16 protein-coding genes and 2 tRNA genes are annotated in these 21,156 nt (G+C 57.5%); 1 reads left to right on the top strand and 17 read right to left on the bottom strand.

Features of this window, described 5'->3' with window-relative positions; all coding sequences use genetic code 11:
• Nucleotides 1–18: 18 nt before the first annotated feature.
• The 17 genes from CXP40_RS21295 to CXP40_RS21215 form a co-directional block, all read right to left on the bottom strand.
• A complete protein-coding gene (locus CXP40_RS21295; protein ID WP_106735349.1) occupies nt 19–342 on the bottom strand; it encodes a helix-hairpin-helix domain-containing protein in 324 nt (107 codons plus the stop codon).
• A gap of 161 nt (nt 343–503) precedes the next feature.
• Nucleotides 504–1,226: a M48 family metallopeptidase gene (locus CXP40_RS21290; protein WP_106735348.1), complete on the bottom strand. Its 723-nt coding sequence runs from the start codon at nt 1,224–1,226 to the stop codon at nt 504–506.
• Nucleotides 1,226–4,378, bottom strand: a complete 3,153-nt coding sequence (locus tag CXP40_RS21285; RefSeq protein ID WP_106735347.1) for a type I restriction endonuclease subunit R — start codon at nt 4,376–4,378, stop codon at nt 1,226–1,228. The genes CXP40_RS21290 and CXP40_RS21285 overlap by 1 nt, the downstream gene beginning before the upstream one ends.
• Nucleotides 4,379–4,397: 19 nt before the next feature.
• Nucleotides 4,398–6,371 (bottom strand): DUF262 domain-containing protein, encoded by a 1,974-nt coding sequence (locus CXP40_RS21280; protein ID WP_106735346.1) that lies wholly within the window; start codon nt 6,369–6,371, stop codon nt 4,398–4,400.
• Nucleotides 6,364–7,764 carry a DUF262 domain-containing protein gene (locus CXP40_RS21275; protein ID WP_106735345.1) on the bottom strand — a complete coding sequence of 467 codons (1,401 nt, stop codon included), beginning with the start codon at nt 7,762–7,764 and terminating at the stop codon, nt 6,364–6,366. The genes CXP40_RS21280 and CXP40_RS21275 overlap by 8 nt, the downstream gene beginning before the upstream one ends.
• The gene (locus CXP40_RS21270) at nt 7,761–9,017 is read right to left on the bottom strand and encodes a restriction endonuclease subunit S (protein ID WP_106735344.1); all 1,257 of its coding nucleotides are present in this window, start codon (nt 9,015–9,017) and stop codon (nt 7,761–7,763) included. The genes CXP40_RS21275 and CXP40_RS21270 overlap by 4 nt, the downstream gene beginning before the upstream one ends.
• Entirely contained in the window at nt 9,008–11,491 is a 2,484-nt protein-coding gene (locus CXP40_RS21265) for a class I SAM-dependent DNA methyltransferase (RefSeq protein ID WP_106735343.1), read from the bottom strand. Before CXP40_RS21265 ends, CXP40_RS21270 begins: the two co-directional genes overlap by 10 nt.
• Before the next feature lie 391 nt (nt 11,492–11,882).
• Nucleotides 11,883–11,959, bottom strand: a tRNA-Pro gene (locus tag CXP40_RS21260).
• A 75-nt stretch (nt 11,960–12,034) separates the two neighbouring features.
• Nucleotides 12,035–12,391, bottom strand: a complete 357-nt coding sequence (locus tag CXP40_RS21255; RefSeq protein ID WP_013716019.1) for a MerR family transcriptional regulator — start codon at nt 12,389–12,391, stop codon at nt 12,035–12,037.
• Nucleotides 12,372–12,674, bottom strand: coding sequence for an integration host factor subunit alpha (gene ihfA / locus CXP40_RS21250; protein ID WP_003243414.1), 303 nt, complete (start codon nt 12,672–12,674; stop codon nt 12,372–12,374). The genes CXP40_RS21255 and ihfA overlap by 20 nt, the downstream gene beginning before the upstream one ends.
• A gap of 3 nt (nt 12,675–12,677) precedes the next feature.
• Nucleotides 12,678–15,056 carry a phenylalanine--tRNA ligase subunit beta gene (gene pheT, locus CXP40_RS21245; protein WP_106735342.1) on the bottom strand — a complete coding sequence of 793 codons (2,379 nt, stop codon included), beginning with the start codon at nt 15,054–15,056 and terminating at the stop codon, nt 12,678–12,680.
• A gap of 44 nt (nt 15,057–15,100) precedes the next feature.
• Nucleotides 15,101–16,117, bottom strand: coding sequence for a phenylalanine--tRNA ligase subunit alpha (pheS, locus tag CXP40_RS21240; protein ID WP_017676600.1), 1,017 nt, complete (start codon nt 16,115–16,117; stop codon nt 15,101–15,103).
• Between the two features lie 96 nt (nt 16,118–16,213).
• Nucleotides 16,214–16,570: a 50S ribosomal protein L20 gene (gene rplT / locus CXP40_RS21235; RefSeq protein ID WP_003461224.1), complete on the bottom strand. Its 357-nt coding sequence runs from the start codon at nt 16,568–16,570 to the stop codon at nt 16,214–16,216.
• Between the two features lie 30 nt (nt 16,571–16,600).
• Nucleotides 16,601–16,795, bottom strand: coding sequence for a 50S ribosomal protein L35 (gene rpmI, locus CXP40_RS21230; protein ID WP_003461222.1), 195 nt, complete (start codon nt 16,793–16,795; stop codon nt 16,601–16,603).
• A 60-nt stretch (nt 16,796–16,855) separates the two neighbouring features.
• The gene (infC, locus tag CXP40_RS21225; RefSeq protein ID WP_177345355.1) at nt 16,856–17,407 is read right to left on the bottom strand and encodes a translation initiation factor IF-3; all 552 of its coding nucleotides are present in this window, start codon (nt 17,405–17,407) and stop codon (nt 16,856–16,858) included.
• Nucleotides 17,407–19,329: a threonine--tRNA ligase gene (thrS, locus tag CXP40_RS21220; RefSeq protein WP_106735341.1), complete on the bottom strand. Its 1,923-nt coding sequence runs from the start codon at nt 19,327–19,329 to the stop codon at nt 17,407–17,409. The genes infC and thrS overlap by 1 nt, the downstream gene beginning before the upstream one ends.
• A gap of 264 nt (nt 19,330–19,593) precedes the next feature.
• Nucleotides 19,594–19,670, bottom strand: a tRNA-Val gene (locus CXP40_RS21215).
• Between the two features lie 183 nt (nt 19,671–19,853).
• Between CXP40_RS21215 and CXP40_RS21210 the strand changes: the two genes are divergently transcribed.
• The gene (locus tag CXP40_RS21210) at nt 19,854–21,137 is read left to right on the top strand and encodes an FAD-binding oxidoreductase (RefSeq protein ID WP_106735340.1); all 1,284 of its coding nucleotides are present in this window, start codon (nt 19,854–19,856) and stop codon (nt 21,135–21,137) included.
• The last annotated feature ends 19 nt before the right edge of the window (nt 21,138–21,156 follow it).

The following is a 21,156-nucleotide window of genomic DNA, read 5'->3' as shown; positions in this document are numbered from 1 at the left end:
TAACGACAGCTGCAGGCGTCAATCAACCATGAGCTTGTCGCGATTCTTATCCAGAGTCGCCTCACCGATACCTTTGACTTCAAGCAACTCGTCAACCGAAGCGAAGTTACCGTGAGCCTCACGATAAGCCACGATTGCCTGCGCCTTGGTTGCTCCGATACCTGCCAACTCGCGCTGGAGAGTGTCGGCATCAGCAGTATTTAGATTGACGGTAACCGCCTGGGCAACCTGCGCAGAGGCCGTGGCGGCTGGTTCAGTCTTCGAAGTTTCTACTGCCGAAGCAGCAAGAGAGAGTGAGGTGAGAACGGCGAATAGAACGGAGGCAAGGTAGGCTTTCATCATCTTAACGTTCCTTGTAAGTGAGTAAGACGAGCAAGTTAGGCTCGTTCTTGAACCTAGACGCTATTTCCTCACTGTCAAACTGGAATGGGCGAGATCCGTCACCACTCGGTTGACGAGAAGGGCGAACTGATCGATGAAGCCAACAGGATTATACCAATGCCTTATCTACTCTCCCTCCAAACCTCCGCAGCCAGTGGCAGCTCATTTAGCTCAGCACGCGCCTCGCGCCAGGTTGGGTAATGCTCGGTGAGGATGGAGATGAAACGCTCGCTATGGGTAGGCTCCAGCAGATGCACCATCTCGTGAACGATCACGTATTCAAGAAGATCTTTCGGCTTCTTGATCAGCTCAGTGTTCAAGCGAATATTGCCGGCGCGATGGTTACAGCTCCCCCACTTGGTCTTCATGCGTTGCAGGTAATACCCCGTCACCTTGACCTTCAGCTTGCGCTCCCACTTGCTGATCAGCGTAGGCACCACGGCATGCAACTGTTGCTTGTGCCATGCATGCATCACCTCTGCGCGTTTAAGCGTGTCGCTACCGGGGCGCACTGTTAAGGTGATGCGTTTGTGGTCGAGCTTCACCGCTGGCTTGGCATCTTGGTAGTTCACCACCATTAGGTAGCGTCGCCCCCAGATGTAGTGGCTTTCTCTCTCCACGAACTGGCGCGGCTCCTCGCGAGCCTGTGCGTCCAATTTACTTTGCTGATCACGAATCCAGCCGAGTTTTGAAATCGCGTAAGCCCGTGCCACCTCAAGCCGCGTACTGGTTGGGGCAACTAGCGTAACCCGGCCCTGCGGCGGGTGCACCGTCAGGTGCACATTCTTGATGTCCTTGCGGGTCACCGAAATGGAAATATCGCCCAGCTCAATAATCTCGTGCATCAATAGCCCGGTTGGTTCTTGATGATTTCAAAAATGGCCAAAGTTGCCTCACGGTCGCGCCCCATCAGCGGGAACAGCGCATTCAACACCTGCGCCTCACGCGCGGGATCACCGCGCCAGGCGGCCGGGGATGAGCCGCGCATGGCAGTATCAATCGCTAAAGCCAACTGCACCTTTTCTGCCTCATCGTGCGGGCACTGAAAAGTCGTCACGGCAATGCTATCGAGGTTGTTGAATAGTACAGTCGCCTCGCGACGACCGTTAAGGCCCGCAGGAGAACCACCCGAGCCCTTCTGAGCCATCTGCCGCACCAACGCCTCAGCCTTACGCAGAAACTCCTCGTAAGCAGCCGCATCATCACGGCTCTGCTTGATCAGATCCTCCAGCAAACGCGACATACCCTCGTAGAACCTTGGGTCAGTTAATTGTTCACGGATGATGGTCTTACGCACGTTATTGATGATGCCTTCGGCAATCGCATCCTTGGAGAGCTTGCCCTTGGCATTGAGCTTCCTGGCGATGGCATCGTGAACGCCCGTCTGAACGATCAACTCAACCAACGAGAAGTTGTCGACGGTGCTTAAAGGATCCGCGGGGTCCGCCTGGATATAGGTGTTGAGCAGGTGCCGCATATCCGCCTCGAACGGCTTGATATCCAGCTCCTCACCCGCATGCCTTTTGATTGCCTCACGCACGTCGGCATAAAACTGCACTTCAGCCTGCAGCCTACCCGCCTCAGCCTCCGAGTACCCAGCCTCGGTCAGATGCTGCGCAACGTCGGCAAACGCCCGCACGAATGAGGCCACGGCCTTGTAGAAGGCGATCCGCAGCGGTTCGCTCTCATCAAGGCCATTGGCATCGGCAGCCATGCCGCAGAAGTAATGGATGAACTGCTCGACCTCACGCGGTGGAGCCACGGGGGCACACAGATAACTCAATGCTTCACAGGCTGCATCCAGTTGTTTCTTGCCCTCAACCAGCCAGTTCTTCAACTCGACGTTATTGCTGCCACCGTTGCCCGTATCGATATCCAGCTCGTCGGAGGTATAGACCGAGATGGCATCCTGCACATCACCAAACAATTCCTTGAAATCGACGATATAGCCAAAGTCCTTGTCATCACCGTCGAGTCGGTTGGTGCGGCAAATCGCCTGGAACAGGTTGTGGTCATGCAGCTCGTTATCCAGATAGATATACGAGCAACTTGGCGCGTCGAAACCGGTTAGCAGTTTGCTGACAACGATGAGCAGCTTGAGGTTGGCAGGCTCCTCGATAAAGCGACGCTTGGTCTCTTCCTCGTAAGCCGTCGTGCTCTGGCCTTGCTTGAGCACGTACTTCGTGTAGGTATCGAACTTGTAGCGCTCATCACTCTGCGCCGGTTCACGGGAGATGGCGTTATGGTTCGGCTCATACGACGTGACGATACCGCAATAAGGGCCGAACAAGGTGGTTTGAAACAAGCGAAAGTAATGACAGGCATCGTAGATGCTCGCCGCCACCAGAATGGCCGTGCCCCGATCATTGTTCAGCCGTGGCTTCAAACTGAAGTCCTCGATGATGCTGGCGATGATGCGCTGCTTGCGCTCACCTGCACTCATCAATGCCTCCATCGTGGCCCAGCGCTTACGCAGGATCGACTTCTGGTAATTGTTCAGCCCCTTGGTTCGCTGCTCGAACCAGGCATCGATGGCCTTGCGCGAGGTCAAACGCTGCGGCACATCACGCGCCTCATACTTCAGATCCAGCACCACCTTGTCCGCGACCGCCTCGTGGAATTTATAGGTGTGGATATAGGTGCCGAACACATCGCGCGTGGTCTTTTTGTCCTTGCGCAGAAGCGGCGTGCCAGTAAAGCCAATGAACAACGCCCCTGCCAACCACTGCTTCATCTGCCGGTTCATATCGCCACCCTGAGTCCGGTGGCACTCGTCTACAAAGACATAAAAACGCCCATGCATGGCAGGCGGCGGCACGCTCAAATCCGGCTCGAACTTGTGCAACAACGCGCACAGCAAACGCGGCGTAGTGGCAGACAGCTTCTGCACGAAATCAGCGCGAGAGGTGATACGCGGCGAAGGTGAATCAGGGCCAATAACCCCGGCATTGCGCATCACCCCGGAAATTTGCTTGTCCAGCTCATCGCGATCGGTAATCACCAGAATACGCGCGTCCGGGTCATGCTCCAGCAGCCACTTGGCGATCAACACCATCAGGATGCTCTTGCCGCTGCCCTGGGTGTGCCAAATCACCCCGCCCTCTTTACGCCGTACCCGCTCCTGCGCGGCCTTCACAGCGGCATATTGATGAGCACGCGGCACCTTCTTGATACCCGCATCGAAGATGATGAAATTGCGGATCAAATCCAGCAGGCGCGACTTCTCGCACATCTGCGCCAACGGGTTATCCAGCAAATAACCCGATTGACCCAGTTCTGCCCCAGGCAAAAGGTGATAGTGCGCCGGGATCTCACGCTGCTTATTCAACTCAACCGGCTCGGCTTTTACCCCGTCCGCCTTCCACTCCACAAAGAACTCCGCGCGCGTGGTGGCAGTACCATAGCGCAAGCCCTGGGAATCGCTGCCGGCAAACACCATCTGCACCGTACTGAAGAACCCCAGGTTGAAGATTGCCTCCTGGTTGCTGATCAGTTGATGGATGCCATCGGCCACATCCACCGAACTGCGCTTCAGTTCAAGCACGCCGATGGCGATGCCATTGAGGTAAATCACCAGATCCGGGCGGCGCTCATGGCCGCCGCGCAAGGTCACTTCTTCGGCGATGGCGAAGTGGTTAGCGTCAGGATTTTCCCAATCGACCAGATGCACCGTCTCATGGGCCTGGCCAACCGCCACCTGCACCGGCACGCCGTAACGCAGCAACTGATAGGTGCGCAGGTTGGCCTGATACAGCGTGATGCCCGTGGCATCCGCCGCAGCCATCAGTTTTTGCAGCGCCGCCGATATCTGCACATCGCTGTAACCACGCTGCTTCAGATTGGCCTGCAACAGTTCAGCTTCAATGTTGCGGTTGTGCCCGCGCTTGCTCCACTCGCCCAGGTAGTCGTAACCGAGGCAATCAGCCCGCGTTTTGTCGGTAAACAGCGCCACCACTCGGTTCTGGGTATGGCGTTCGGAGCGAGGTTGTTGAGTCATCTGGGGCATCCTGCGGTCTTCACTCGGTCTCGTATTGGCTGGCGAGGCTATTGAGCAGTACGTCGATCATTTGCTGGTGATGCTCACGTATCGCCGGAACATCCCAAGTCTCGGGCTGCATCATCAAATGCTGCTTCACGCTGTCGAGGGTGTTCTTCAGGTAGAACGCCTTTTTTTGCTCGGGCGTGAAATTGCTCAAGCGTGAGTTCTTCTCGTGGCTGATCAGGCAAAGATTACCGAACGAGTGAAGGTCATCCTCGGCCAGTGGATCGATGCCTGGCAGCGGCTTCTGCGGATAGTAATGCTCCACCGAACTGCGGAAGGTAAATTCGTAAAACTTCACCGGCTCACTCTTGCCGTGCTCAAGCCACAGCAGGTAATCCAGAAAGTTGAACACCAGGTTGTTTTCGATATTGCCGAAGCGCAGGCGCGGCATCAGCGTCGCGGCGGTGACGTCTTCGCGACGGGACTGACAAACGCCTTGGTTCCCGTAAATCATCGCGAAGTATTCCAAGCCCGCCTCGGCAGCCAGAAAGCGGTCAAACACAAAGGCCTTGGCGACTGACTCCATCTGCTGCAGATAGGCCTGAGCCTCGATCTGCTCGGCGTGAAACAAGTAATGCAGCGCGGCATTGAGCCAATGCTTGTAAACCAGCGTGGGCGTGGACACATGCAACGCCGAGAGCAGCATCAAGATACGCCGATTGATGCCCTCGCTGCCCTCCTCCTCGCCAAAGGTATTCACATAACTGCCACGCCCCGCGCCACCGGCTTTGCCACCGTCGTTCCACTTGAAGCGTTTAAGGCTCCAACCATCCTCGCCCTGGATGAACTCGCGCTTGATCACGTACTGGTCATACAGGTACTTGCAACGCAGCAGATTGAAGGTGAAGCGCTTCACGGCCGCAGCCGGGTCTGGCTGTTTCAGAACATGGGTTTCAAAGAGATCGAGCAGGCGTTTGTCATCCAGAGGAATATCCGCCTGCGTATCGACCCGCAGCACATGCAGCAAAAAGTTGGGGAAGTTGATCACCGTATTGAAGCGCTCGGGCGCTTCTTCACCGTTATCGGTTTTTTCCGCAATGACCGGCGGCCTGCTGATGATGTCCGTGAGGGACAACTCAGCCCCCGCCTTGAAGCCCACCTCATGCGTACGCTGCAATGCAGCAGTCAGCTCAGCGAAGTTGTCGGGCACCAACCGGCCCCAATCCTTCTCACCAAAAACGCTGCTGCGCTGGCCAGGCGTAAAGCCCATCTGCACGTAGCGCTCCATGTTCGCGCAGGCTTCCCAGAGGGTGTGCAGGCAGTTCTGGCTGTGCGGGCACTCCTGCAACGTCTCCATCATCCGCGCCTTGAGCACCTCGTGCTTCTCTAGCTGCTCGCCACGGTTGTTCATGATCTCGAAGTAGTGGTTCAGGTCCGTATCCGCCGGCACCTTCACGCGCATGATCTGCACATAACGAAACAGGAAATCCGCGAACTCCTGAGGTGAAACCCCGTTCTCTTTGAGCTTGTGCGGCAACACCTTATGAATCAGCCGATAGCCATTGAGGATGCCGGTATTGATCTGCTGTTCAGCCAGCACCTCGGCAGGGTCATCCTTGAATCGCCCCTCGAAGATGGCCGCAAAGGTCGCCCGCGAATGCTCGCGGCTATCAAAGTGGATGCTCAGATTTGCATACCAATCGAGGCCAACAGCCTTGCTATTCTTCAGGTAGGAGGTCAGCAACGACAGCGTTGTCAGCCGCTGCTGACCATCGATGGTCTCGAAGACGGGCGTTTTGCCGTCCGCGCGCTCATACACCACCAGGCTACCGATGTAGTAATTGCGCGCAGGCTTATCTGGCTTAGGCAGGTAGTCGATTACGTCCTGAATCAATTGGGTGATCTCACCCTCTTCCCAGGCGTAATTGCGCTGATACATCGGGATAACGTAATCATCACGGCCGCCGAGTAGCTGCTGGATGGAAAGCTGGGTGATGTCCTCACTCACGGTATTTCATCTCCCTGAATAGCGCCTCGATTGCCTCGGTCTTGGTCGAATTGCTGCTGGTGAGTGATTTCAGCGGTTGATTGATAACGTCCGCCGGGCGAGTGGCGTCCTTGATCAGCCGGAACAGATTATTTGCCAGCACGTAGTTATCCATGCTCGCAAGCTGCACCACCTGCATCTGCAAGCGCAGGCTGTAGGCCCAGATAAAGATTTTCTCGATGGCCCGCGACAACTCGGCGTGGCCGAACTTGTCGATGTAGTAGATCAACAGACAATCGAACATCGCCCTCACGTAGCGATCACCGGTGCGGGTTTTCGCCGGGTAGTTGTCGAGCACCTTCATGATCCTTGGTGCGAAGCCATCGAGCGCTGACTCCCCGCCCCGCTCATGCTCATTCCAGGACTTGGCGCTGATGCGCGCCACCTCGTTCTGGTAGTGGCTGATCAGCTCGAAGAAGCGCCGACCGTTGATGATGATTTGATCCAGATGGAAGGGAAAAGCCATCTCCCGCGTGTCGATCTTGCGCTCGTATTGGCCGTTGTAGTGGTCGACAAAATGGTGGGCGATGCGCAACTGCTCCACATAGGGATAACTGGCCACCGTATCGAGATTCACGCCCTTGAACAGGTCGCTGTCGTCCTTGCTGAAGTAACGCGCCGACGCCCCTTTCGACCAACTGCGGATGCGGTACAGGTACTGCGCAAACAGCTTGGCCAACTCCTGGGTCTTGGTGCGTTCCCAGCGCGCCACCGTGGCGACCTTCAAATGCTCGTCGCGCGGGCTGAACTCGCGCAGGTGGTAGGCCTTGAGCAGATCATGCGGCTCCAGATCGCGGCCCCGTGCGTTCTGCGAGTCGAAGAACTGGAAGGCCTCCGACACATCCGCCAGCTCCACCGCCACCACCTGGCACTTGTGCAGGAAGAAGTCGATATGCGCCTCGGTAAAGTCCGCACGGCTGACGATGCGCGCCACTTCGAGGTAATTGCTGTGGATGTTCTTCTGCGAAATCTCGCTGGTAAAACAGGGGTCGACCATTAACGGCTCAAGCGCAATCAAGCGTTCCTGCAGGTCATCACTCTCGAGCGCTTGCGCCTTGCACCGCTGGATCAGCGCGCGGGCCGCCAGCAACAGACTGATGGTGCGCTGCTGGCCGTCGACGATGTTCTTCTTCTCGCCCTCGCGGTGAAACACGATGGTGCCCAGGCGGTAAGCGGACTTGTCCTTATGGATGGCGATGTCGGCGAACAGTTGGTTGATATGCTTGCCCGTCCACTTGTACGGGCGCTGGTATTGGGGAATCTCCAGCGCCGTGTCCGCGAGCAGGTCATATACGCTGATGATGGTGCTGGGGAGCTTTGCTAGTTGAGTCGCGTCCATGCTCAGGTTGGTCATACCAGGCGCGTCCTTCCGGTGAGCAGTTCTTGCATCATGCCTTGCTTGAGGGTGCGGGTTTTGGCCAAGCGTTGCTCCAGCGCGGCCAGCTCGGCGTCCATATCGGACAGCACGGTGGCGATGGCGGTTTGCTCAGGAAGAGATGGCATTGCCAGTTCAATTGAAGCAAGCGCATTAGCGCTGATGTGGACTACAGCATCGCCTTGGCCAAGGCTTGCCTTCTGCCTCTGGACTTCCGCGCTATTCAGGTAATAGCCAAGAAACTTGGCATCAGAGGCAACAGGGCGAAGAATCACAATATCGCCACCCGCGAAGGCTTCACACTCATGGATAAATGCCACAGCCTTTCCAATCTCTTTCTTTGTCTCTCCAGACCCAGCAAAAAGAATATCACCCGTTTTCAGAGAGGTTGCCAGAGCTGCGACTGACGTAGAAATTTGCGAATAAAAAGCACGAACAATATCATGGTGATGAGTATAAATTTCCCCATAGCGTATACATGGCAAATCACCACTGAATGACTCATCCTTCTTAACGCCAGCGCCTTTTATAAGGGTGCCTAAACTTCCCAGTCGAATAATCGCCCACTCATCCCGGAAGCCAGGAAGCCGAGTCTGGCCGGTGAGGAGTTTCAGCATAGCGGCCTGTTTGAGGTCGCGCTTCTTGGCGATAAGCTGCCCTAGCGCAACCAGCAGCGCATCGATATCACTCAACGCCGTCGCAATAGCATGCTGCTCGGATAGTGGCGGAACAGGTATTTTTAACTTCAATAGATCCCGAGTGTAAATGGCAGCAACACTAGTAGTGCCGGTGGCAAGCCCGCGGAGACGAGACATCGTGCTTTCGGTATTCAGCGCGTAGTTTGCATACTCGTTCGAGCAAATTTTTTCCAGATCGAACTCAAGTCGCATGAGATTGGAGTTGTAGTAGGCAACCGGAAGCTCATCACGCCAAATGGCAACCTTGCCAACTAAATCCAAAGTGTTTCTCGTATTGAACAGCACGTCGCCGCAAACGAGTTGGTGGATCGGCTCCGGCGCCACTCCCGGCTCAATGAACTGAACCTTAGAAAGGTCGAAGCATCCACGGGCAAGATTGCCCATCTTCATCAGCGGTAGCTCAGTCTCCATGTCTTGATTTGCATAGTTCCCACCTAGTCGTCCCTTGATCAGGACTTCGCCGAGAGGTAGTGCATTCCACTCATCCGGAATTATCCCAACCTCCGTCTGCTTATAGCCCAGCCTCACTTCCATACCGCCCCCATCTTTTTCAGATGTTCGTCCACACGGCTAGCCAGCACAGCGACTTCATCAACAAGCTGTGGCAACGGGGCTGCATAGCGCTCGCTGAGCTCACGAATACGTCCGGTCAGGGTTTGCGACACACGATCCAGCTCGCCCTGTACGGCGACGGCCAGGGTGGCCAGCCACTTGTCGTCCACCACAAGGGTTTTGATTTCGGCTTCGCTCAGTTGCGGGTATTTGCCGTGGATTTTGTTATCGAGGTCTTCCTCGGCCTTTTTCAGCTTGGCCTTGAGGGCGCCTTGCTGGTCGAGCAGCTTGGCATAGTCGGCCAGTACCTTGAGTTCATCCTCATAGTCCGGGTCGTTATCGATCTCGCGCTGGCGGGCCTTGATGGCTTTGGCGGTGACCTTCTGCTTGTCGCCCTCACCTTCGACCACTTCGCTGAGCGAGCCATCTTCGCCACTGTGCTCTTCGAGCAGTTCGCCCAGGCTTTGCTCGATGTTGGCCAGTTGCGCTTCCAGCTCAGCAATGGCCTCATGCTCGGTGCTGAAGTAGCGGGCAACCAGCAGCTCCACCGGAATCAGATCGGACTTGAAGCGGCGTTTGCCCTGGCTGTAGTCGTGTTTCTCGGCCCAGACCAGCTTGCCATTCTTGTCCTTCACCTTGTGCAGCTCACGCACCGCCGCACCCGCCTTCCAGCCGTCGGCGCTGATCAGGTAGCAGTCGTCCTGCATGGCCTCGGCCCAGTAGTCCATCAGGTGCTGGTAGATGTCGTAATGGTCGAGCAAGGGCGCCTTGGCAAAGGCGCTGAGCAGGTCTTCGGAGAGTTTGAAAATCAGCTCCTTGGGGTGGCTGCTGGCGGCATCGGCCGCAAAGCCTTTGAGCAGCGGCGTGCCGCTGGCCAGCCACTGCTTGAACAGTGCGTCCACCTCGGCCCTGAACGCCGTGAATTGCGGGTGGCCGAAGATAACCGGCTTTACATCGCGGTTGACCAGCTCGAAGTAACCGGCGTGGCCGGCGGACTTGAACAGTGCTGCACGCAGCTCAGGCATCACCTGCCAGTAGCGATCCAGAGCATCGATATCCCGCTCGGGAATGCCGCCGCGCAGGTGGCCAAGGATGTCCTGAATATCCTCCGGCTCGGTGCTGTCGATATAGCGCGGCAGGTTGAGGTTGAAGTCGTTCTTCGGGTCGCTGATCTCGTCGAAGCCGACCATGCGTGCGTAACGCGGCACATCGACCATGCGCGTATAGGTATCGACGATCTTGTGGACGTCCTGATCGCGCAGACGGTTTTTCGGGCCGTCTTTGATAAAGCCTTTGGCGGCATCGATCATGAAAATGCCTTTGCGCGCGGCGGCGTTCTCTTTGTCCAGCACCAGGATGCAGGCGGGAATGCCGGTGCCGTAGAACAGATTGACCGGCAGGCCGATGATGGCCTTGAGGTAGCCGGAGCGCACTAGCTTCTCGCGGATCACCGCCTCGGCATTGCCACGGAACAGCACGCCGTGAGGCAGGATGCAGGCGGCTTTGCCGGTATTTTTCATGGAACGGATGATGTGCAGCAAGAAGGCATAGTCGCCTTGCTTGGCCGGCGGCTCACCCCAGGCAAAGCGCTGGTAGGGATCGTTGGCGGGCGTTACGCCGACGCTCCAGGTCTTGACCGAGAACGGCGGGTTGGCCACCACGTAGTCGTATGTGCGTAGCTGCTCACCGTCCTTGAACTTGGGTGAGGACAGCGTGTTGCCCTGCAGGATGTTGGCGGTCGGGAAGCCGTGCAAAATCATGTTCATGCGGGCGAGACCGGCCGTGGTCACGTCCATTTCCTGGCCTTCCAGGGTGATCGGCTTGCCAGCCTGATCGGCCACTTTCAACAGCAGCGAACCGGAGCCACAGGTCGGGTCATATACCGTGGTGGCGCCGACCGAATTGGCCGGCGTGATGCCAATGATCTTGGCGATAACGCGGCTGACCTCGGACGGGGTGTAGAACTGCCCTTTGCTCTTGCCGCTTTCACTGGCGAAGTGGCGCATCAGGTATTCGTAGGCGTCGCCGAGGATGTCGTCGTTGTCGGCGCGGTTCTTCGAGAAATCCAGTTCGGGCTTTTCGAAAATAGCGATCAGGTTACTAAGCCGCTCCACCATGTCCTTCCCTTCGCCGAGCTTGCTCGGGTCGTTGAAGTCGGGGAAGTCACTGCGAGCCAGCCGGGCGTTGGCATCGATCAGCGGCTGGATGATCTGAGTATTGATCTTGTCGCCGATATTGGGCTTGCCCTTGAGGGCGACCATGTCCTTGAAGCTGGCACCAAAGGGGATGGTCACCGGTGGCGCGAAATCATCCGAGTTGCCGTACTTGTCGGAGATGTACTTGATGAACAGCATGAACAGGACGTAGTCCTTGTACTGGCTGGCATCCATCCCACCGCGCAACTCGTCGCACGACGCCCAGAGGGAGGAGTAAAGGTCGGATTTCTTGATAGCCACGAACAATCCTTGCTGGTCTAGAAAACGAATGCACAGGCACACCCTTGAACGGCCTCGGCGCTTAGCCTCTGCATGGGGTTGTTGCCGCGTAACGCATTTGAATGAAAGATCTTTTTTTGCCTGCGATTAGCCTGCAAACATTATCCACTTCGGCTGAGCCGAGCCAGCTTGGCGCAACCTTCCGATACGCAGCAGTTCGACAGGACAACCCAGGAGAGGCACCTTCACTTAAGCGAGCCAACAACGGCTGCGAAAAAGTGAGCCCGTTACCGTGTTAAGCACAAACGGGCACCAAACGGGCACCAGAAATAGGTTTGTGACATTAACTCAAAAACTCGCAGGCATAAAAAAATCCAGACACCGTTAAGTGACTGGATTTTCTAGGGTTTTTTGGTCGGGACGGAGTGATTCGAACACTCGACCCCTTGCACCCCATGCAAGTGCGCTACCGGGCTGCGCTACGCCCCGACAATGCTTCCGGATGACCGAAAGCGGGAAGAACTATACATTAAGCTTTTGAAATAAGGCAACTTTTTCTTGGCCCTACTTCTTCAGCACGTGCAAAACGTCCTCGAGCTCGGCGATCATCTGTTTGATCAGCTGACGATACTGAGTGGTGTCGTCTTTGGCTTCGTCGCCAGAAAGGCGCTGACGTGCGCCACCGATGGTGAAGCCTTGATCGTACAGAAGCGCACGAATCTGCCGAATCATCAGCACATCCTGACGCTGGTAATAGCGACGGTTGCCCCGCCGTTTTACCGGATTCAGCTGTGGGAATTCCTGCTCCCAGTAACGTAGAACGTGGGGCTTGACCGCGCAGAGTTCACTGACCTCACCAATGGTGAAGTAGCGTTTGCCGGGAATTGCCGGTAGTTCGTCGTTATGACTTGGTTCCAGCATAGGCCTCGACCCTGGCTTTCAATTTTTGCCCTGGACGAAAAGTGACCACACGGCGAGCCGTGATTGGAATCTCTTCCCCTGTTTTCGGGTTACGGCCGGGTCGCTGGCGCTTATCGCGCAAGTCGAAGTTGCCGAACCCGGACAGCTTGACCTGTTCGTTCAGCTCAAGAGCCTGGCGGATCTCTTCAAAAAACAGCTCCACCAGTTCCTTGGCTTCTCGTTTGTTCAGGCCGAGCTCTTCATACAGACGTTCCGCCATCTCAGCTTTCGTCAGAGCCCCCATACGCTACTTCCTTAACGTGGCGTTGAACCTTTGTTCGAGGCAGGTGAGGATATTTTGCGTAGTAGTACTCACCTCATCGTCATTAAGAGTGCGCGATGGATGTTGCCAGGTCAAGCCGACGGCAAGGCTTTTTCTAAGCGGATCAATGCCTTTACCGTGATAGACGTCAAATAGCTTGAGGTCTGTCAGCCATTCTCCCGCCGTTTCACGGATTGCGCCCAGCACAGCCTCGGCCGGCTGCTCGCGATCGACCAGCAGCGCCAGGTCGCGACGCACTTCAGGGAAGCGCGACAACTCGCTGAACGCCGGCATGCGGCCAGCAGCCACTTCAGCCAGCACCAGCTCGAAGAGGAACACCGGCTGATCCAGGCCCAATGTCTTGGCCAACTCAGGATGCAGAGCCCCCATGAAACCGACCAGGCGCCCTTCCCGCTCGATACGAGCGGTCTGGCCCGGATGCAGAGCAGGATGCTCGCCCGGCACGAAGCTGAAAGCATCAGCTGCACCGGCATAACCCAGCAGCGCTTCGACATCGGCCTTCAGATCATAGAAGTCGACGCTATCACGACTGTTGGCCCAACCTTCGGGTAGGCGGCTGCCGGTGATCACGCCAGCGAGCATGGCTTCTTGCTGCAGACCTTCCAGCTGACCAACAAAACGCAGGCCGCTCTCGAACAGGCGCACGCGTGACTGTTGACGATTGAGGTTGTGCTGCAACGCCTTGACCAGGCCCGGCCACAGCGAGGAACGCATGGCGGCCATATCGGCAGAGATCGGATTGGCCAGCTGCAGCGGCTCTACGCCAGGCGTAAAGAGCTCGAAGAGCTTCGGGTCGATGAAGCTGTAGGTGATCGCTTCCTGATAACCGCGGGCGACCAGCAGACGACGCAGTGCCGGCAGTTCGGCACGCGCTTCGGCTTTGGTCTGCGGCGCCAGGCGAGCTTGCGGGTAGCGTACCGGCAGACGGTTGTAGCCATACAGGCGACCCAGCTCTTCGATCAGGTCCACTTCCAGGCTGATGTCGAAGCGATGACTCGGCACGCTGACCAGCCACTGGCCGGCCCCCTGAGCGCTGACGCCCAGCCCCAGTGCAGTGAGCAGACGCTCGACCTCGACGCCATCCATGTCCATGCCCAACATCTGGCTGATACGCTCGGCACGCAGGGTGATCGGCGCCACGCTAGGCAGGTCCGCCTCGCTACTCGCTTCGATGATCGGGCCTGCTTCGCCGCCGACGATTTCCAGCAGCAGCGCAGTAGCACGCTCCATTGCCTGACGTGCCAGCTGCGAGTCCACACCACGTTCGAAGCGGTGCGAGGCGTCGGTATGCAAGCCGTAGGAACGAGCCTTACCAGCGACAGCGATGTTGTCGAAGAAGGCGCTTTCCAGGAACAGATCCCGGGTATTGTCGCTCACACCGCTGTGCTCACCGCCCATCACGCCGGCGATGGCCAGCGCGCGGCCATGATCAGCGATGACCAGAGTATCGGCACGCAGGCTGACTTCCTGGCCGTCGAGCAACACCAGCTTTTCGCCCTCTTCAGCCATGCGCACGCGAATGCCGCCATTGATTTCGGCGAGGTCGAAGGCGTGCATCGGCTGGCCCAGCTCGAGCATCACGTAGTTGGTGATGTCCACCGCCGCATCGATGCTGCGAATATCGGAACGACGCAGGCGCTCGACCATCCACAGCGGGGTCGGGCGAGACAGATCGACGTTACGCACCACGCGACCGAGGTAACGCGGGCATGCCTTGGGCGCGAGCACCTCGACAGGGCGCACTTCGTCATGCGCAGGCGCAACGGCGTCGATAGCGACTGGCGAAACGGAAGCGCTGTACATGGCGCCGACTTCCCGAGCCAGGCCGGCGAGCGACAGGCAGTCACCACGGTTAGGGGTCAGGCCGATCTCGATGCTGGCGTCGTCCAGTTGCAGGTAGGAGCGAATGTCACTACCTACCGGCGCATCAGCCGCCAGTTCCATCAGGCCGCTGTTGTCTTCGCTGATCTGCAGTTCGGAAGCCGAGCACAGCATGCCTTGCGACTCCACGCCGCGCAGTTTGGCCTTCTTGATCTTGAAGTCGCCCGGCAGTTCGGCACCGATCATGGCGAACGGAATCTTGATGCCGGTACGGGCATTGGGCGCGCCGCAGACGACCTGGAAGGTCTCGGCACCATTGCTCACCTGGCATACGCGCAGCTTGTCAGCGTCCGGGTGTTGTTCGGCGCTGAGGATCTCACCGACCACGATGCCACTGAAGGCGCCGGCCACCGGTTGTACCGCGTCGACTTCGAGGCCGACCATGGACAGGCGTGCGACCAGATCCTCGCGGGATACGTCGGGATTCACCCAACTGCGCAGCCATTGTTCACTGAATTTCATGTTGTCTGTTCTCCTTAAACGAATTCGATCACGAGGGGCGGCTGCTAGCGAAATTGCGCCAGGAACCGCAGGTCGTTATCGAAGAACAGGCGCAAGTCATTGACGCCGTAACGCAACATGGCCAGGCGCTCGACACCCATACCGAAGGCGAAACCGGAGTATTTCTCCGGGTCGATGCCGCTCATGCGCAGCACGTTCGGGTGGACCATGCCGCAACCCATCACTTCCAGCCAGCCGGTCTGCTTGCAAACGCGGCAACCTTTGCCGGAGCACATCACGCACTGCATGTCGACTTCGGCCGATGGCTCGGTGAAGGGGAAAAAGGAAGGACGGAAACGCACACCCAGTGGTTTTTCGAAGAACACACGGAGGAATTCCTCGATGGTGCCCTTGAGATCAGCGAAGCTGATGTCCTCGTCGACCAGCAGGCCTTCGACCTGATGGAACATCGGCGAGTGGGTGATATCGGAGTCGCAGCGATACACACGACCAGGGCAAACGATACGGATCGGCGGCTGCTGCGACTCCATGGTGCGTACCTGCACCGGCGAGGTGTGGGTACGCAGCAGCATGTTCGCGTTGAAATAGAAGGTGTCGTGCATCGCCCGCGCCGGGTGGTGGCCAGGGATGTTGAGCGCCTCGAAGTTGTGGTAGTCGTCTTCGACTTCCGGACCCTCGGCCACGTTGTAGCCGATATGGGTGAAGAACTGCTCGACACGCTCGAGCGTGCGAGTGACCGGGTGCAGACCACCGGATGCCTGGCCACGACCAGGCAGGGTCACGTCAATCCGCTCGGACGCCAGCTTCTCGGCGAGCAGGGCCTGCTCAAGCACGGATTTGCGGGCATTCAGGGCGTCTTGCACTTGATTCTTGGCAGTGTTGATCAGGGCGCCAGCCTGTGGGCGCTCTTCGGCCGACAGCTTGCCCAGAGTCTGCATCAGGGCGGTCAGTTCGCCTTTCTTGCCAAGGTACTGAACCCGGAGCTGTTCCAGGGCATTGACATCTTCACTTCGTTGCACGGCCTCAAGCGCTTGCGAGACCAATGCATCCAGATTTTCCATTTACAGACTCCAGATACGAAATAGGGGAAGAGCTGTTAAGGCTCTTCCCCTATCTTTGACGTTGCCACCGGGCGAACCCGGTGATTGTCGGGGGACTTAAGCCAGAACGGCCTTAGCTTTCTCGACAATCGCAGCAAACGCCGCTTTTTCGTTCACTGCCAGATCAGCCAGAACCTTACGGTCGATTTCGATCGACGCTTTCTTCAGGCCAGCGATCAGACGGCTGTAGGACAGGCCGTTGACGCGAGCACCAGCGTTGATACGAGCGATCCACAGTGCGCGGAACTGACGTTTTTTCTGACGACGGTCACGGTAGGCATATTGACCAGCCTTGATGACAGCCTGCTTGGCAACACGGAACACGCGCGAACGAGCGCCGTAGTAGCCTTTAGCCAGTTTCAGAATCTTTTTGTGACGAGCACGAGCGATAACGCCACGCTTAACACGAGCCATGAGTAATTACCTCTAAGTATCTTGACCGAATTAACGAACGCGCAGCATGCGCTCGACTTTAGCTTTGTCCGACGGACCGATCAGCGAACTGCCACGCAGCTGGCGCTTACGTTTCGTGGACATCTTGGTCAGGATGTGGCTCTTGAAAGCGTGCTTGTGCTTGAAGCCTGTAGCAGTCTTCAGGAAGCGCTTTGCAGCACCGCTCTTGGTTTTCATTTTTGGCATGTTTTGTACTCCGCATTCATTAACTACTGATAACCATCAGGCCTGCCAGTGCCCGGTAGATTATTTACGCTTCTTGGGTGCGATAACCATCATCAGCTGGCGTCCTTCCAGCTTAGGATGCTGTTCTACGGTGCCAAGCTCGATCAGGTCTTGTTCGACCCGCTTGAGCAGCTCCATACCCAGCTCCTGGTGAGCCATCTCACGACCGCGGAATCTCAGAGATACCTTGGCCTTGTCCCCATCTTCAAGGAAACGTACCAGGTTGCGTAGTTTTACCTGGTAATCCCCCTCTTCCGTCCCTGGACGAAACTTGATTTCTTTGATCTGCTGCTGGTGCTGATTCTTCTTGGCGATAGCAGCCTGCTTCTTCTTCTCGAACAGGTGCTTGCCGTAGTCCATGATGCGGCAAACGGGTGGCACTGCATCAGCTGAGATCTCTACCAGATCCAGCTTGGCTTCTTCAGCCACGCGCAATGCCTCATCGATCGAAACAATACCGACCTGCTCGCCGTCAGCGCCAATCAGGCGCACTTCACGAGCGGTGATGTTTTCGTTGATCGGCGCCTTAGGGGCGGCCCGCTTGTCCTGTCTCATTTCACGCTTAATAGTTATTACTCCAAATCTTGGCGACCACGCCGGGAAACCGCTTGCTGCAACTGTGCGGCGAACTGCTCGATGGGCAGAGAGCCCAGATCGACGCCTTCACGGGTACGGACAGCAACGGATCGAGTCTCGACCTCCCGATCTCCAATAACCAAGAGATAGGGAACCTTGAGCAAGGTATGCTCGCGGATTTTAAAGCCGATCTTTTCGTTTCTCAAGTCAACCTTGGCACGAAAACCGCTTTGATTGAGAGTTTTCTCGACTTCACGGGCAAAATCGGCCTGCTTGTCGGTGATATTCATGATCACCGCCTGGGTCGGCGCGAGCCAAGCCGGGAAGGAACCGGCGTAGTGCTCGATCAGCATACCGATGAAGCGCTCGAACGAACCGAGGATCGCGCGGTGCAACATGACCGGGCGTTTGCGGTTGTTGTCTTCGGCGATGTAGCTGGCATCCAGACGCTCAGGCAGGTTCGGATCGTACTGCAGCGTACCGCACTGCCAGTTACGACCCAGGCAGTCACGTAGGGTGAACTCGATCTTCGGCCCGTAGAAGGCGCCCTCACCCGGCTGATATTCCCAGGCCAGGCCGGACTCATTCAGCGCTTCGGCCAGCGCGCCCTCGGCGCGATCCCACAGTTCATCGGAGCCCACGCGCTTGGCCGGGCGAGTCGAGAGCTTCATGGCGATATCGGTGAAACCGAAGTCCGAGTAGACCTGCAGGGTCAGCTTGATGAAATCGGCCGCTTCCTTCTTCACCTGATCTTCGGTGCAGAAGATATGCGCATCGTCCTGCACGAAGCCACGCACACGCATGATGCCGTGCAGCGCGCCGGACGGCTCGTTGCGGTGGCAAGCACCGAACTCGGCCAGGCGCAGCGGCAGGTCGCGGTAGGACTTCAGGCCCTGGTTGAAGATCTGCACGTGGCACGGGCAGTTCATCGGCTTCACCGCGTAGTCGCGGTTTTCCGAAGCCGTGGTGAACATGTTTTCGGCGTAGTTGGACCAGTGACCGGAACGCTCCCACAGGATGCGATCGACCACCTGCGGCGTGCGCACCTCCACATAGCCGTTCTCACGCTGCACCTGGCGCATGTACTGCTCCAGCACCTGGTAGACAGTCCAGCCATTGGGGTGCCAGAACACCATGCCCGGCGCTTCTTCCTGCAGGTGGAACAGATCGAGCTGCTTGCCGATGCGACGGTGATCGCGTTTTTCAGCCTCTTCGATGCGCTGGATATAGGCAGCCAGCTGCTTCTTGTCCGCCCAGGCCGTGCCGTAAACACGCTGCAGTTGCTCGTTCTTCGAGTCACCGCGCCAGTAGGCACCGGAAATACGGGTTAGCTTGAACGCCTTGAGGAAGCGCGTGTTCGGCACGTGCGGGCCGCGGCACATGTCGACGTACTCTTCATGGAAGTACAGACCCATGGCCGTTTCGTCCGGCATATCGTCGATCAGGCGCAGCTTGTATTCCTCGCCACGAGCTTTGAACAGCTCAATGACCTCGGCGCGCGGGGTAATCTTCTTGATGACGTCGTAGTCTTTCTCGATCAACTCGGCCATGCGCTTTTCGATGGCCGCCATGTCTTCCGGCGTGAAAGGACGATCGATGGCGATGTCGTAATAGAAGCCTTCATCGATAACCGGGCCGATCACCATCTTGGCGTTCGGATACAGCTGCTTGACCGCATGCCCAACCAGGTGAGCGCAGGAGTGGCGGATGATTTCCAGCCCCTCTTCGTCCTTCGGCGTGATGATCTGCAAGGTGGCATCGGTATCAATCACGTCACAGGCATCGACCTGCTTGCCGTTTACCTTGCCAGCCAGGGTGGCCTTGGCCAGACCCGCACCAATGGATTGAGCGACCTCCAGCACGGATACCGGATGATCGAACGAACGTTGACTGCCGTCGGGAAGAGTAATGATGGGCATGGCGCCTCCTCTCCTAGTGGTGACCCCTACCAAAGGTCACGTGGGTTGGGATGAGCCAGGAAGCGATTCGGCGGTATACCCGCCTAACAATGGCAGGAGCCCAAAGGCCAACCAGACCGAACCAAGTCACTGGAAGTAAAGAGTGCGGATGCTTTCAGAAAGCCTGAGCCGTGACAAGCAGCCGCCTGCAACAAACACGCAAAGCCTGCTCGAAAAATTCGAGCAATAAAAAAGGGGTCGCTTAGCGACCCCTTTTTATCGATTTGGTAGGCACAATTGGACTCGAACCAACGACCCCCACCATGTCAAGGTGGTGCTCTAACCAACTGAGCTATGTGCCTTCGATGGGTGCGCATTCTACGCAGATCTTTTTGGCCGTCAACAGATTTTTTCGCTAACTCACTGAAATAGGCCAATTTTTTATCAAAATCGGATCGTTGAATATTTTGCACGGACACTAGCCGGCCATTTTCAACTCAGGTAGCATCGATTCATTCGTAAAAAATAAAGAACAGAGGTTCAAGATGGCGCACACGGCCTACCCACAATCCTATTACGCCGCTTCAGCCAACCCCGTCCCGCAACGCCCTGCCCTGCAAGGCGAGGTGGACACCGATGTGTGCATCATCGGCGCGGGTTACACCGGCCTGTCCACTGCACTGTTTCTGCTGGAGAACGGTTTCAAGGTGAGCATCGTCGAGGCGGCCAAGGTTGGCTTTGGCGCTTCCGGCCGCAACGGCGGACAGATCGTCAACAGCTACAGCCGCGACATCGACGTGATCGAACGCACGGTCGGCCCCAAGCAGGCGCAACTGCTTGGGCAGATGGCGTTCGAGGGCGGCCGCATCATTCGTGAACGCATCGCCAAGTACGACATCCAGTGCGACCTGAAGGATGGCGGCGTATTCGCCGCGCTGACCAGCAAGCAGATGGGCCACCTGGAATCGCAGAAGAGGCTGTGGGAGCGCTACGGCCATACCCAGCTGGAGCTGATGGACGCCAAGCGTATTCGCGAAGTGGTTGCTACCGAGAATTATGTCGGCGGCATGCTGGACATGAGCGGTGGGCATATCCATCCGCTAAACCTGGCCCTGGGTGAAGCCGCTGCAGTGGAATCGCTGGGCGGGGTGATCTATGAACAGTCCCCAGCTACGCGCATCGAGCGCGGTGCCAACCCGGTGGTGCACACCCCTGAAGGCCGCATCAAGGCCAAGTTCGTCGTGGTTGCCGGCAACGCTTATCTCGGCAATCTGGTACCGGAGCTGGCGTCAAAGTCGATGCCGTGTGGCACCCAGGTGATCACCACTGAGCCGCTGTCCGATGAAGTCGCTGCCAGCCTGTTGCCGCAGGACTATTGCGTGGAAGACTGCAACTACCTGCTCGACTACTACCGCCTCACCGGCGACAAGCGCCTGATCTACGGCGGTGGCGTGGTCTACGGCGCGCGCGACCCGGCCAACATCGAAGCGATCATCCGGCCGAAGATGCTCAAGACCTTCCCGCAACTGAAGGACGTGAAGATCGACTTCGCCTGGACCGGCAACTTCCTGCTGACGCTGTCGCGCCTGCCGCAGGTCGGTCGTATCGGCGACAACATCTACTACTCGCAAGGTTGCAGCGGCCATGGCGTGACCTATACGCACCTGGCGGGCAAGGTTCTGGCAGAAGCACTGCGCGGCCAGGCCGAACGTTTCGATGCCTTCGCCGGGTTGCCGCACTACCCCTTCCCGGGCGGTCGCCTGTTCCAGGTCCCCTTCAGCGCCCTCGGCGCCTGGTACTACACGCTGCGTGACAAGCTCGGCGTGTAATCCCGCCCATCAAAGAAAA

It is taken from the genome of Pseudomonas sp. YY-1, from assembly GCF_002843095.1.
GTDB lineage: Bacteria > Pseudomonadota > Gammaproteobacteria > Pseudomonadales > Pseudomonadaceae > Aquipseudomonas > Aquipseudomonas sediminis_A.
Note: the sequence above shows the minus strand (reverse complement) of the source record. Positions and strands in the feature narration are given on the sequence as shown.

Coding starts and splice junctions, on each gene's coding strand:
- CXP40_RS21270 (WP_106735344.1), bottom strand. CDS start 9,017: ATGGAAGTGAGGCTGGGCTATAAGCAGACGGAGGTTGGGATAATTCCG.
- CXP40_RS21295 (WP_106735349.1), bottom strand. CDS start 342: ATGATGAAAGCCTACCTTGCCTCCGTTCTATTCGCCGTTCTCACCTCA.
- CXP40_RS21275 (WP_106735345.1), bottom strand. CDS start 7,764: ATGACCAACCTGAGCATGGACGCGACTCAACTAGCAAAGCTCCCCAGC.
- ihfA (WP_003243414.1), bottom strand. CDS start 12,674: ATGGGGGCTCTGACGAAAGCTGAGATGGCGGAACGTCTGTATGAAGAG.
- pheT (WP_106735342.1), bottom strand. CDS start 15,056: ATGAAATTCAGTGAACAATGGCTGCGCAGTTGGGTGAATCCCGACGTA.
- rpmI (WP_003461222.1), bottom strand. CDS start 16,795: ATGCCAAAAATGAAAACCAAGAGCGGTGCTGCAAAGCGCTTCCTGAAG.
- rplT (WP_003461224.1), bottom strand. CDS start 16,570: ATGGCTCGTGTTAAGCGTGGCGTTATCGCTCGTGCTCGTCACAAAAAG.
- thrS (WP_106735341.1), bottom strand. CDS start 19,329: ATGCCCATCATTACTCTTCCCGACGGCAGTCAACGTTCGTTCGATCAT.
- CXP40_RS21285 (WP_106735347.1), bottom strand. CDS start 4,378: ATGACTCAACAACCTCGCTCCGAACGCCATACCCAGAACCGAGTGGTG.
- CXP40_RS21210 (WP_106735340.1), top strand. CDS start 19,854: ATGGCGCACACGGCCTACCCACAATCCTATTACGCCGCTTCAGCCAAC.
- CXP40_RS21255 (WP_013716019.1), bottom strand. CDS start 12,391: ATGCTGGAACCAAGTCATAACGACGAACTACCGGCAATTCCCGGCAAA.
- CXP40_RS21290 (WP_106735348.1), bottom strand. CDS start 1,226: ATGCACGAGATTATTGAGCTGGGCGATATTTCCATTTCGGTGACCCGC.
- pheS (WP_017676600.1), bottom strand. CDS start 16,117: ATGGAAAATCTGGATGCATTGGTCTCGCAAGCGCTTGAGGCCGTGCAA.